Raw genomic sequence first — 14,193 nt, 5'->3', positions numbered from 1 at the left:
ATTAATGTGTTAAAGATAAAATACCGTACTTATATTCAGTAATCATATTTCTATCTGTAATCACTTCTAATGGTCTTTTTATTGAAGAAAAGTCAATATCTTTATAAGGTATTATGTGATCATTCAAAATAATTTTTGTTCCCAGTTCAACCCTCTCTGCAGAAGTAAAGACTTTTTTCCCATCTTGCCAAGTTAGTTTTGTTAATGCATCCGAAACCTGCTCTTCCGTTAAATTTGCAAAAGGTTTCAGAGAACCTAATGCCATATTAGCGTATTTATAGGTATAAGGATAAACTTGTTGTGTTGTAAATAACGCATCTAAGGAGCCTGTTGTATTAAAATACACAAAGCCATTATTACTTAAATGCTGTTTTGTTAATTCTAAAAAATCTTGACTTAATAAATTAGTTGCATAACTTCGCCAATGGAATGTTGTATTCATTAAGATAAAATCAAATTTTTCATCTTTATTTTTAGTTAACCATCTACGCCCATCATCCGTCACAATATTTATTCTTCTATCTTTCAAAATTTTTGCCATTTCTGGATAAGAATTAGCTAATAATGGATAAGCAGGATTTAGCTCTACAACCGTGATTGATTCTAAATGAGGCATTGAAGCTAAAACACTGACCCAAGAGCCTGTACTTAAACCAACAACTAATACTTTTTTTGCTTCTGGGGCAATTGCAGATAATAAATAAGCACGATGAATACCATTAGTATTATGGTCAATATCAATATTTAACATACCATCATAAACATTACTTCCATAAACAATATGTTCATTATCTTTATTAGCATAAACTTGTATCAATCCGTGCTTATTTTCAATAATTTTTTCAGTTAATAAATTATCCTTTTCAGATAACACTCGAATGATGTTGTCTGGTAAAAAAATACATAAAGCAGAAAACAGTGCAACACTCAAAGAAACTCTTTTCAATGTGTTGTGAGCTAGACAAAAATATGCAATCACAAAAGTACACAGAATGATGAAAAAATATGTTTGCTGAGTATTTAATAGATCAAGTAAATAAAAACCAATAAAAATTGGTGCTAAAGTACAACCTAATACATTCGCAAAATACACATTAGAAATAGCTGCACCCGTTTTTTTATTTTCAGATCCTAAGTGATGCACAATAGGAAAAACAATACCACGCAATAATGCAATGATAAAAACACCTAAAATAAATACTACAATATTTGTAAAATAACTAATTAATGTAAGAATGAACAAATCAAAAAATGCGGCAACAACAAACACTTTACCAATATAATCAATACTTGCTTGACCCATTTGGCAGACTTTTTTGCCAATATAAGATCCAAAAGCAATCCCTAATAAAAATAATGCAAGAATAATTGAAAAAGCTTGAGGTATTGACACTGAATAAAATGAAAACAATCTTATCCAAATCACTTCTAAACTTAAGCCTAAAAAACCACCTACAAAAGATAAGATAACGGCTTTTTGAATAATATGATGAGTGGAATTGATTACCTCTGCTTGTTTAGTCATTTGATAATTTTCTTCCTCTAAAGCAATGTCATTACCAGTATTACGATAAAGCAGAAATATAACAAATGCAATGAAGCTATTAATTGCCCCTGCAATATAAATCACTTGCTCTAAATCAAAATAACTAAATAGAAAAAAACCAGTCATAATACAAGCGCTAGACGCACCTAAAGTATTCACAAAATATAACCAGCCAATATTATTCCCGATATTATCGACATAACGATTTAAATGCTGAGTTAATAAAGGCAGTGTACTACCCATTAAAAATGTTGGAAACAATAGCAATAAGAAATTAGCTAATGCAATTGTCGAAATATTTGAATATAAAAATATATTTTTAACTAACTCAATTAATGTTGGACTCGCAAAACCAAATGCCCCTATACCTAATTCAGCTAGTGCAAAAATAAGAACAATTTTCTGTGGATATTTATCTGCAATTCGTCCTCCGCAATATGCGCCAATACCTAAACCAGCCATAAATACGGCAATGATGATTGTAATCGACTCTAGATCGACACCAAACGCAGTAAATAATAAACGCTGCCAAGCAATTTGATAAATTAAGGCAGCAAATCCTGAAAGAAAAAAGATTATCTTAATGATATTTAAATTTCCATTTTTCATTATTTTACATCCTTGATTTTATGAATAGAATCTTCTTCTAGCTCATTAAAGCTAATATTTTTTTCAAAATTAAAAACTTTAATATCTTCATCGTCCTGTTCAGAAAAGAAATCATAATGCTTATTTAATTCTTGTGTCGTAATATTTAACCATTGGCTAAATCCATACATAAAATTAAACGCACTTCGCTTTGTATTAACAACTTTTCTCACTAAGTCATTACTTGAAACTTTGAAAAAAGGTACTTCATAATTTGACTTAAACTTAGAATCGTAATCTAAATTGAATTTTTCTTTATTATCTTTTTCAATATGATTGAGACCATGATCGGAAAAGTAAATTAATGAATAACTTTCATTTCTACTCTTTAATAAGTCAACTGTGTCACTAATTAATTTATCAGTTTTTAAGATGCTATTAACATAACATGACATCTTTTTGTTTATAAACTCTAATTTTTTCTCTTCTTCAGTAATACGTTGACAAAAATCCTGATGTGACCCCATTAAGTGCAAAACAAATAACCTTGTTTTTGATGTATTATTATTTATATCTAAACGTTCTCTAAGCTTTTCAAGCAATTTAAAATCATCTTCATCTCCAGTATTAAACCCACCTTTCTTAGTGAAATAGAAGAAATCCGCACCCGCTCCAATTCGGCTTGCAATAGTATCATATTTACCAATACTACCTTGATTAGATAACCAATTTGTTTCAATACCAGCTGCTTTTGCTAACGTAATAATGTTATAGCTATAATCTATTTTTTTATCTTTCTTAAAATACAGTGATTTTAATAATGAATGATATGTAGCTGGTGCAGCAGAAATATAACCACTATTAATATAGCCTTTTGTTTTATCTAAAAAAGGACTTGTTGGTAATTCAAAGCCATAAGTCGATAAATAATCGCGACGAGCACTTTCCCCAATAATTAAAACATAATTCTGATATTCTGGAGAAGCCGATAATACTTGCCAAGGGGGCGTCACATAAGCTGCCTTTTCTAGCTCAGCTTTCTCGCTATAATAATCTCGGATACTTTCATAAATATTCACATAAAAAGAAATAATATTAATTGGGCTATTAGATAGTGTCCATCTCGTCTCTTCATCTTCTTCTGAAGAACGCTCTAAATAAAATTTAGTAGGTATATATAAGAGTGAAAAACAAAATACACCAAACAAGATGATATACATGACTCTTTTTTTACTATCAAATGGAGAACGTTGATTATATTTTTTTAATCTAATTAAAATAATTGCAGCTAAAATATAAAAAAGAGGAAATAATAGCTGAGAAAAGCTTATTTTCTGCATAAACTCTAGAGATTCATCTATATTTGTTTCCAAAAATGCTGCAACAATTCCAGAATTCAAAGAACCATAATATTGAGATATAGGATAATATAACGAGAGTGTAATAGTGATAAAGAATACGATAAAAGAAAATAATTTCTCATTATATGCATACAACAAATAATAAAAGATAAAAACACCTAATACTGCATAATGTATGCTTTGTTCTGGCGAAATAAGAGTTGAGGCAAAAGAAAATAGCAGTAGCCAAAGATAAAATAATCTTCTTTTTAAATAATTAATAAAGTTCTTAAACATCTTCATAAACGTGAAAAACTAAAAAATGGCGTTTATTATACAATAAACGATTTTAACTGATAATATAGAAACCGAAATTTTTAAAGGTATGCTACTCTACCAGCCATATCTTTGTTAGAATAAGTCTATTTTACGTACATATGATTTAGGAAGATTGGATGAGAAACGCTCAGTATCTAATTGAAATAACAGAACAAAATTTAAATGAAACATTACAGCTTTCGGAACAATCACCCTTAGTGATTGTTTTCTATGCTCCTAGCCATCAAACTTCATTAGAATTTACCGCACTTTTACAACGCTATGCAGAGCAATATCAAGGTCAATTCGTATTAGCAAAAGTTAATTGTGAAAAAGAGCAAATGATTGCCGCACAATTTCGTATTCAAGCGTTGCCGACAACTTATTTATTCAAAGCGGGGCAAGCATTAGATGCTTTTCAAGGCAGCCTAGATGAACAAACATTACAACAACGCCTAGCAATTATTCTTCCTAAAGAGGAAGAAATTAAATTTATGAAGGCATTATCATTACTGGAAACAGAAAATTACCAAGAAGCTCTACCTTTATTAAAAGAAGCATGGGAAATTTCTGATAAGCGAAACAGTGATATCGCCTTATTATACGCGGAAACATATATAGCGATGAAAAAAGTTGAACCTGCGCAAGATATTTTAAATCAAATTCCATTACAAGATCGAGATAATCGCTGGCAAGGATTACAAGCACAAATTGACCTATTAATTCAAGCGGCAGATACCCCCGAAATCCAACAGCTACAGAAAGATTTTGCACAAAATCCATCTCCTGTGCTTGCCTTAAAATTAGCAGTACAGCTTCATCAAGCTAATCGTGATGAAGAGGCCCTATCTTTGCTCTTTACACTATTAAAAAATGATTTGAATGCGGCAAATGGCGAAGTAAAACAACAATTTCTATCCATTTTATCTGCAATTGGACAAAACGATCCAATTACAGCTAAATACCGCCGTTTACTCTATTCCTTATTATATTAATAAGACAAATGAGAATGAATTGATAGCTTGAATATAAAGAAGTATCTATAATTAAAGTACAACATTTTAAATATGAAAGAGAGAAATACAATGGATTCAATTAAACATAGTAAGTTACTTATTTTAGGCTCTGGCCCAGCTGGGTATACCGCAGCTATTTATGCAGCTCGTGCAAACTTGAAACCTGTTTTAGTGACAGGGTTGCAACAAGGTGGCCAATTAACAACAACAACTGAAATTGAAAACTGGCCTGGTGATTTTGGTGATACTACAGGTCCAGAGCTTATGCAACGTATGCTACAGCATGCTGAAAAGTTTGAAACTGAAATTGTTTTTGATCATATTAATAAGGTCGATTTTTCCTCTCGTCCATTTAAACTATATGGTGATGTACAGACTTTTAGCTGTGATGCATTAATCATTGCAACTGGTGCTTCTGCTCGCTATCTTGGACTACCATCAGAAGAAGCGTATAAAGGGCGAGGTGTTTCGGCTTGTGCCACTTGCGATGGTTTTTTCTATCGTAACAAACCTGTTGCAGTTATTGGAGGTGGAAATACTGCTGTGGAAGAAGCGCTCTATTTAGCGAATATCGCATCTGAAGTCCATTTAATTCATCGTCGTGATACTTTCCGTAGTGAAAAAATCCTTGTTGATCGTTTAATGAAAAAAGTGGAAGAAGGTAAAATTATTCTCCATACCCACCGCACTTTAGATGAAGTCTTAGGTGATAACATGGGCGTGACTGGTGTACGCCTAAAAAATACATTATCTAACGAAACAGAAGATTTAATGTTAGATGGCCTATTTATTGCTATCGGTCATGCACCAAACACAGAAATTTTTGCAGGGCAGCTTGAACTGAATAATGGCTATATTGTGGTAAAATCTGGGTTAGAAGGTAATGCAACCGCTACTTCTGTGGAAGGCATATTCGCTGCTGGTGATGTGATGGATCATAATTATCGTCAAGCAATTACATCTGCGGGAACGGGTTGTATGGCTGCACTAGATGCGGAGCGATATTTGGATGCATTAGACGCTTAAACCGTTATTTTACGGTGTTAACCATATAAGTATCATAACCACATCAACAATATATTTTAACATCATATTTTTGGATAAATTATGATAAACTGTTGTCGGTGTGGAATGATTTTAATCTCTAATCAATAGAAAAAGTTTGACACTATAAATGAATGTTAGAGCTTAGATATAAACATACGAAAAACTTGAAAAACATAGCACCAACGTTATCAAGCTAAGGACGCACTCAACGCGTCCTTCACTATTTTATAACAAGATTAATCATTAAGTTGAAATCACTTTACTATGCAAAAAACACGTCAAAAATATTTACAGAAATGGCTTTGGTCACAGCAGAAACCCATTAAAAAACTACTAAGTTTGAACATTCTTCTCGCTTCTATTTCATCTGTAATTTTAGTTATTAATACTTATTTTTTAGCGAGTTTATTACATCACTTGATTATATCAGGAACTGATCGTAATACATTGTCATTCTATTTTTTCGGTCTTATCATTGGTTTTACACTTAGAGCAACTATTCTTTGGATACGTGAGCAAATTGGTTTTAAGTGCGGTCGAATTTTACGTAACTCTATCCGTCAGCAAATTTTAGATAAAATTCATCAAGTTGGACCTGCAACAATCAATCAAAAACCAGCTGGCAGCTGGGCATCTATTATGTTAGAACAAGTAGAAAACTTACATAATTACTACGCTCGTTATTTACCTCAACAGGCACTCTCAGCCATTGTGCCCATCGTGATTTTAATTGCTATATTTCCACTTAATTGGGCTGCGGGTCTTGTTTTAATGCTCACCGCACCACTAATTCCTATTTTTATGATTTTAGTGGGGATTGCGGCTGCAGAGAGTAGTCAAAAAAATATGGCAGCTTTAGCAAAGTTAAGTGGGCAATTTCTAGATCGCCTACGAGGTTTAGAAACATTACGTTTATTTAATCTTACTGAACAACAAACAAAACATATCGAAGAAAATACTGAAGCATTTCGTGAAACAACAATGGATGTATTAAAAATGGCATTCCTCTCCTCTGCTGTATTAGAGTTTTTTACATCAATTTCTATCGCATTAATGGCAGTTTATTTCGGGTTTAGCTATTTAGGAGAACTCAATTTTGGTACTTATAATACTCCTTTAACTTTATTTGTTGGTTTTTTCTGTCTTATTTTAGCTCCTGAGTTTTATCAACCACTACGCGATCTCGGTACTTATTACCATGATCGTGCTGCGGGAATTGGTGCTGCGGATGTGATTGTCGAATTTTTAGAGACAGAACATACATCTACACAATCGGCTCACCAACAATCTTTAGACATAAAACGTGCAGTTGACATTACTGCACAAAACTTAGTCGTATTATCTCCACAAGGCAACCCTTTAACAAAGCCCTTAAACTTCTCTTTACCAGCTCAGAGCCATACTGCTTTAGTTGGTCAAAGTGGTGCGGGAAAAACATCTTTAATTAATACAATACTAGGATTTTTAGCTTATGAAGGGAGTTTAAAAATTAATGGGATTGAATTAAAAACAATGAATTTATCACAATGGCGTAAGCACATTGCTTGGGTTGGACAGAATCCCTTATTACTGCAAGGTACAATTAAAGAAAATTTATTGTTAGGGAATATTGAAGCGAATGAACATCAAATTGAGCAAGCATTGGTACTCGCACAAGCTAAAGAGTTTACAGATAAATTAGGATTAGACAGTGAAATTAAAGATGGGGGATTAGGTATTTCAGTCGGGCAAGCACAACGGCTTGCTATTGCACGCGCACTACTTCGCCAGAGTTATTTATTATTATTGGACGAGCCTACAGCAAGCCTAGATGCACAGTCTGAAAATTTAGTCTTACAAGCTTTACAACAAATGAGTCAGCAGCAAACTACTCTGATGATTACTCACCGTATCGAAGATCTCAAACAATGTGATGCAATTCTTGTTATGCAACAAGGACAAATTATCCAACAAGGCCATTTTGAAGAATTAAAAGATGAAGGTTTCTTTGCTGAATTACTGACTCAACGAAAACAGGATCTAAACTAATGCGCGTATTATTCCCTTTTTTACGTTTATTTAAGTACGCTAAATTTCCTCTAATTTTAGGGGTAATTTTAATGATTACAGGCTTAGCCGCGAGTATTGGTTTATTAACACTCTCTGGTTGGTTTTTAGCTGCAACAGCCATTGCTGGAATCGGTACCTTATTTAACTTTTTCTACCCCTCTGCAGGTGTACGTGGCTTAGCAATTGGTCGAACTGTTGCACGCTATTTTGAAAAAGTTGTTACACATGATGCAACTTTTCGTGTGCTAGCTAAATTACGTGTTCAAGTTTTCAGTCGGATTATTCCATTAAGTCCTGCTGTTTTGAATCGCTATCGTCATAGTGATTTACTAAACCGATTAGTGGCTGATGTTGATACTCTTGATAGTTTGTATTTACGCCTAATCGCTCCTTTTATTAGTGCAATTGTAGTGATTGCGCTTATTACATTCGGATTAAGTTTTATTCATATTCCTCTTGCTGTATTCATTGGCTCCACTTTATTAACATTTTTATTAGCCATTCCAACTCTTTTCTATCACTTAGGAAATAAGTTTGGTGATAAATTAATACAATCGCGTGCAATCTATCGCATTCAATTTGTCGAATTTATTCAAGCTCAAGCAGAATTATTACTCTTTGATGCGGAAAAACCATTAAAAGAAAAACTGAATAAAACAGAACAAGACTGGCAAGATTATCAACAAAAAGAAGCTAACTTAGCAGGACTTTCCAGTGCGATTCTGTTATTTGTGAATGGTCTCATACTTGCAACAACACTTTGGATTGTCGCAGATATTGATTTAGGCACAGGTATGTATAAAGCCGCGTTAATTGCTTTATTCGCTTTTTCAGCACTTGCTGCCTTTGAAATTTTAATGCCAATTGGCGCAGCTTTTTTACATATTGGTCAGGTGATAGCTTCCGCTGAACGTGTTAATGAAATCATTGAGCAAGCCCCTCTGGTCAAATTTGAAGGGACAGCACAGTTCAATCAAACTAACACAACAAAACAACCACTTATTCAAGCTCATTCACTATTTTTTACATATCCTGATCGTAAAAATCTCGCATTAAATAATCTTAGTCTTACAATTGAACAAGGCAAAAAAGTAGCGATTCTTGGTAAAACAGGCAGTGGGAAATCGACATTATTGCAATTATTAGTTCGTCACTATGATGCCAATAAAGGACAATTATTACTCTCAGGTATGCCTATTCAAGAGTATTCAGAGCAAGCACTCCGTCAGCAAATATGTTTTTTAACTCAACGCGTTCATGTATTTAGTGATAGCTTGCGTAATAATTTACAAATAGCAAACCCAGATAAGATCACTGATGAAAAAATGATTGCGATATTGCAGCAGGTAGGTTTAGCTAAATTAGTTGAACAAGAGGAAGGATTAAATTTATGGCTTGGTGATGGTGGACGCCCGTTATCAGGTGGTGAACAACGCCGTTTAGGGCTTGCTCGTATATTACTTAATAATGCACCTATTTTATTGTTAGATGAACCTACAGAAGGGTTAGATCGAGAAACAGAACGCCAAATATTGCATTTGATCTTAATGCATGCAAAAAATAAAACGCTCTTAATGGTTACTCATCGCCTTACATTGATTGAACAATTTGACAAAATATACATTATTGATGAAGCAAAACTAATCGAACAGGGCACGTATAATGAACTAATCCAACAAGAAAATAGCTATTTTAAAAAATTAGTCGCAAAAATTTAGTATTTATAACGAATGGCAAGTTGGGTGGAAATCTCCCCAGCTTGATCTCGGCACACAGTGATGCTGACTTTGGCTGCTTTCTTCCGAACCTGACCAGGTAAACCAGATACCATTGCGAGGAACCGAGAAGATTTCCATAGAATAACCACTAAATAAGCTTATCAAGTGATTAGGTGGCGTATTATGCAATAAGATGCCTGATATTGCAAATGTTGATTTTTATTTCTATTTAATTGATTACTTTTTAAGTAAGGTAATGCTCAGTTTGATAGCAAATAATTTTTGATTCTATATAAATACATCATTCAGTAACCTTTAATTGAATTGATACTGGCAGTTTATTTTAACTCTTGTTGGGTTGATTGCAGTTATGATAACAACCAATCTAATTTTATTACTCACATAAGGATGCGCTATGTCAAAAGTGCTTAATAACTTAATTGAATTACTTAAACTAGAACGATTAGATGATTTTTTATTTCGAGGTAGTAGCGAAGATTTAGGATTACGACAAGTTTTCGGTGGTCAAGTTGTCGCACAAGCTTTATCCGCTGCTATTCAAGTAGCCCCCTCAGATCGTATTTTACATTCTTGCCATGCTTATTTTTTATCCCCTGGTGATAGCCAACATCCAATTATTTATGATGTTGAAACGCTACGTTCAGGACGTAATTTTACGGCATTGCGTGTCAAAGCAATTCAACATAATGAACCTATTTGTCATATTACAGCTTCATTTCAAAATGAAGAACAAGGTTTCGATCATCAAAGTCAGATGCCTGAGGTTGCGCAGCCTGATGAATTTATTGCAGAAAGTACTGTTATTCAAAAACTTGCACCTTATATTCCAGCACCCATTCGTGAAAAATTTACGGCAGAACGCCCTTTTGATATTCGGGCAAAATATGTCAATAACCCATTTCATGGCACAATATTACCTCCAGAACAATTTGCATGGGTCAAAGCAAATGGTAATGCACCATCAGATCAAAAAATACAACAATGTCTACTCGCCTACTTCTCTGATTTTCATTGTTTATTAACTGCCCTTCATCCACATGAAAAGGGATTTTTACAATCAGGTATGAAAGTTGCAACCATTGATCATTCAATTTGGTTCCATCGTAGTTTTAATTTAAATGATTGGCTACTTTACGCAATTGAAAGCAATAATGCCTTTGCGGCGAGAGGCTTGGCTCGTGGACAAATTTTTGATAGAAAAGGTCGATTGATTGCAACAACCCAACAAGAAGGCCTAATCCGTTATACATCAGAAACAAAAAAATAAGGAAAAAAATGACCGCACTTTGGCAAGCTATCTCAACAGCATTAATCGAAACTGTACCAGAGAAAAAATGTGAACTTGTTAATCGACTTTATGATGAGCTATTACCAACAGTTAATTTAACCGAATTAGCAGATTTTCCGATTGTCGCACCATCCCAAGATATTGCTGGCTTCCCTCATAAACCTCTGCTAGTTGCCCCCAAAGATGTACCTAAACGTTCTTTTGCCACTGAAGATGGATATGCTGCAACATTACATGCCATTGCACATATTGAGTTTAATGCGATTAACTTAGGTTTAGATGCAGCTTGGCGCTTTGGGCGCCATGCTCAACTAGAATTGGGTGAGGGGATGGCATTTGTAAAGGATTGGTTGCGAGTAGCGCGAGAAGAAAGTACCCACTTTACTCTTCTCAATCAACATTTAAAATCATTAGGATACCAATATGGTGACTTCGAGGCACACGCAGGGTTATGGGAAATGTCACAAGCTACAGCTCATGATATTTGGGAACGTATGGCACTAGTACCTCGTGTGCTTGAAGCAAGAGGGCTAGATGCGACACCTGTTTTACAGGATAAAATTCGCCAACGTAAAGACGTTGATGCCGTTGAAATTCTCGATATCATTTTACGTGATGAAATTGGTCATGTGTCAATCGGCAATCATTGGTATCATGCGCTTTCTGCTAAACGTGGATTAGATGCAATGCAATGTTTTGGCGAACTGCTGCGTAAATATCGTATCGTCATATTCAAAGGGGTGATTAATACAGATGCTCGACTACAAGCAGGTTTTACTCAATATGAACTTGATTGGATCTATGAAATTGAACAAACACTCAAAAACTATATTAAAGCCAAAATAATATGAAAATCATAAAAGGCAGAGCATAAATTATCTGCCTTTGAATTTTAACATTACTTAAATAAGAAATAGCGCAAAATTCTATGAAATCTGACCGCACTTTTCTCAATTCTTCACTGCGATATGTACTGTCACCTCTTCTCTGTCATGATAAAGATGTTTAGCTTGAATTTGATAGTTAATACTGTGCTTAATGAGCTGCTCCTCAAGGTATTGTAAACATTTTTGTACTTCAAGATAGCGTTTTTTCATGGGTAATTTAAGATTAAAAATCGTTTCATTACACCAACCATTAACTAACCATTTTGCAATCAGATTAGCAATGCGCATTGGCTGCTCTACCATATCACAAACCAGCCAATCTATTTTACGGCGGTTGGGAGGCTGAAATTTAAATCCATCTTCTGGACAATGTTCAATACGTCCAGTTTCATGTAGACTTTCCGCCATTTTGCCATGATCTACAGCATACACAAATAAGCCACGCTTAACTAACTGATAAGTCCATCCACCAGGGCAAGCCCCTAAATCGACAGCATACATCGTTTCCTGCAAACGCATAGTTTCTTGCTTTTTAGGAATAAAAGTAAGAATTGCCTCTTCCAACTTTAATGTTGAACGACTTGGAGCATCAGCAGGAAATTTTAAACGAGGGATACCCATAAAATAATCGGAGTGATTATGATTATAGGAATACCCAACATAACAACTTGTGGTATTAATAAAAAGAATATGTAATGTCACCATGACAGACTTGTTTCTAGGGGCATTTAACCAACCTTGTTTTTTTAATGCTTGACGTAATGGTACAGTGAACTTACGACAAAAAACAGAAAGTGCTTTTGCCTCATTAGTGTCAGCCGTTTCAACCCAAATCTCACTACTTTGCTTTAAATTAATCTGAGCTGCGGTCTGTTGGTATTGTTTTACAATAGGTGAAATCCGATCTTGTGGTGATAAATCAGTTAAAAGTTCAGAAACCACTAACATTTGACGTGCAAAAATAAGTTGATTAAACGGTATTTCTCGTGCTAAACGATCTGCATCGCCTTGTTGGTAGCATTCAAAAATGACATAACCACTATTTTCCATTACTCGTGCAAAGCCAAAAACACCAAGTGCATTTGCTTTTTCAGTCACTTCTGCAGCAACTTCTTTTTCAAAACCAGAACGGCAATAAAAGGCTAATTTATTCATTATTTTTGTTTCATTGTTTCAATAATCCAAGCACGAAAAGCTCGAATACGTTCATCATTCACATCAAAGTGATTTACTACATAAAAAGATTTTGGATCATGTAAATTGGTCGGTAAGACAACTTGTAGATGACCATTATCAATTTCTTGCTGTGCTAAAATACGATTTGCAAGCACTAAACCCTGTCCATGTATGGCTGCTTGTAATGCCATAAAAGTATGGCTAAATAATGAACCCTGCTGAATATTTAAATCATCGAGCTGTAAAAAGCTTGCCATATTTTTCCAGTTATCACGCGTATGAATATGGATTAACGTATGGTTTTTTAAATCTTTTTCGGAACGGACTGGATTTTGTTCAAGTAATTTTGGCGAAGCAAGAATAAGCAAATTTTCTTCAACTAACTTTTCAACCTGTAGATTATCCCAATTTCCTAGACCATAATAAATAGCAATATCAATATCTTTACTTAATAATCCCTCATCCTGATCAACACCTTTTAAACGCACTTCTATATCAGGATGATGTTGATTAAAGTCACTTAAATGTGGTACCAACCATTGAATCCCAAATGTTTGTGGCACACTGATAGTTAGATGTTTATTATTTTTTTGAGCCAATAATTTGTCTGTTGCTTCCGCAAGTCGATGTAGAATTTTTGTCACATCGCTAAAGTAAGCTTGACCTAATTCTGTTAATTCTAATGCACGATTCTTGCGTTTAAATAACTCAACGCCTAAAAAATCTTCTAACAGTTTTATCTGATGACTTACTGCAGCTTGTGTAACAAACAATTCCTCTGCTGCTTTAGTAAAGCTTAAATGCCTTGCAGCAGACTCAAAAGATTTCAATGAATTCAAGGGAGGCAAACGTTTATACATATATTCTTCTTAATGTTAAATTTTTGATATATAATATAAAAAAGTTATTTCGCATTATTTTTTTTAATGCTTCATATAAAAAAATATCCATTGTTCACTCTAAGACTTCCTCTTACAATGCAACCATACTTAATGATTGGTAATTCCTTACTGGTTAAGAGTTTCGGACTTAAGTATGATGTTGTGTTTGCATATTGTTTGGGAAACCAAACAGAGTAACTTTTAAAGTTACTTATTTTCACTTCCTGTATATTTATTTTTAGACCTTTTTTGGTTAAACACCGCTCATTTGAGCGGTGTTTTTTTATCTGTCGATTCTAGCATAGACACTCACTTATT

At 34.0% G+C, this 14,193-nt stretch carries 10 protein-coding genes and 1 other RNA gene; 6 read left to right on the top strand and 5 right to left on the bottom strand.

All coding sequences use genetic code 11. The features are described from left to right. Position 1: 1 nt before the first annotated feature. Together K7G93_RS03290 and K7G93_RS03285 are read right to left on the bottom strand one after the other, a co-directional pair. A complete protein-coding gene (locus K7G93_RS03290) occupies positions 2–2,155 on the bottom strand; it encodes a fused MFS/spermidine synthase (RefSeq protein ID WP_228400474.1) in 2,154 nt (717 codons plus the stop codon). Continuing rightward, a complete protein-coding gene (locus K7G93_RS03285; protein WP_228400473.1) occupies positions 2,155–3,771 on the bottom strand; it encodes a sulfatase-like hydrolase/transferase in 1,617 nt (538 codons plus the stop codon). Before K7G93_RS03285 ends, K7G93_RS03290 begins: the two co-directional genes overlap by 1 nt. 158 nt (positions 3,772–3,929) lie before the next feature. On the opposite strand from K7G93_RS03285, the gene K7G93_RS03280 reads away from it, so the two are divergent. The 4 genes from K7G93_RS03280 (at position 3,930) to cydC (ending at position 9,622) form a co-directional block, all read left to right on the top strand. Then, on the top strand, positions 3,930–4,787 hold the full coding sequence (locus K7G93_RS03280) for a co-chaperone YbbN (RefSeq protein WP_228400472.1): 858 nt from the start codon (positions 3,930–3,932) through the stop codon (positions 4,785–4,787). A gap of 90 nt (positions 4,788–4,877) precedes the next feature. Continuing rightward, a complete protein-coding gene (gene trxB, locus K7G93_RS03275) occupies positions 4,878–5,834 on the top strand; it encodes a thioredoxin-disulfide reductase (RefSeq protein WP_191134785.1) in 957 nt (318 codons plus the stop codon). Positions 5,835–6,119: 285 nt separating this feature from the next. Then, the gene (gene cydD, locus K7G93_RS03270) at positions 6,120–7,883 is read left to right on the top strand and encodes a heme ABC transporter permease/ATP-binding protein CydD (RefSeq protein ID WP_228400471.1); all 1,764 of its coding nucleotides are present in this window, start codon (positions 6,120–6,122) and stop codon (positions 7,881–7,883) included. After that, complete coding sequence (gene cydC / locus K7G93_RS03265) at positions 7,883–9,622, top strand: heme ABC transporter ATP-binding protein/permease CydC (RefSeq protein WP_228400470.1); 1,740 nt, start codon at positions 7,883–7,885, stop codon at positions 9,620–9,622. Before cydD ends, cydC begins: the two co-directional genes overlap by 1 nt. A gap of 30 nt (positions 9,623–9,652) precedes the next feature. On the opposite strand, the gene ffs is transcribed toward cydC, so the two are convergent. After that, positions 9,653–9,751, bottom strand: an RNA gene (gene ffs, locus K7G93_RS03260) — signal recognition particle sRNA small type. A 286-nt stretch (positions 9,752–10,037) separates the two neighbouring features. Between ffs and tesB the strand changes: the two genes are divergently transcribed. Beyond that, a complete protein-coding gene (gene tesB / locus K7G93_RS03255) occupies positions 10,038–10,910 on the top strand; it encodes an acyl-CoA thioesterase II (RefSeq protein ID WP_228400469.1) in 873 nt (290 codons plus the stop codon). Positions 10,911–10,918: 8 nt separating this feature from the next. Then, on the top strand, positions 10,919–11,782 hold the full coding sequence (locus K7G93_RS03250) for a ferritin-like domain-containing protein (protein ID WP_228400468.1): 864 nt from the start codon (positions 10,919–10,921) through the stop codon (positions 11,780–11,782). 99 nt (positions 11,783–11,881) lie between these two features. Here K7G93_RS03250 and rlmM read toward each other — a convergent pair whose 3' ends face one another. Then, positions 11,882–12,973 carry a 23S rRNA (cytidine(2498)-2'-O)-methyltransferase RlmM gene (gene rlmM / locus K7G93_RS03245; protein WP_228400467.1) on the bottom strand — a complete coding sequence of 364 codons (1,092 nt, stop codon included), beginning with the start codon at positions 12,971–12,973 and terminating at the stop codon, positions 11,882–11,884. Continuing rightward, positions 12,973–13,854 (bottom strand): transcriptional regulator GcvA, encoded by an 882-nt coding sequence (locus K7G93_RS03240; protein WP_160530731.1) that lies wholly within the window; start codon positions 13,852–13,854, stop codon positions 12,973–12,975. Before K7G93_RS03240 ends, rlmM begins: the two co-directional genes overlap by 1 nt. Positions 13,855–14,193 lie beyond the last annotated feature (339 nt).

This window comes from Pasteurella canis (genome assembly GCF_020810675.1).
In the GTDB taxonomy this organism is placed as follows: domain Bacteria; phylum Pseudomonadota; class Gammaproteobacteria; order Enterobacterales; family Pasteurellaceae; genus Pasteurella; species Pasteurella canis.
This window is presented reverse-complemented; position numbering and strand designations above follow the sequence as displayed.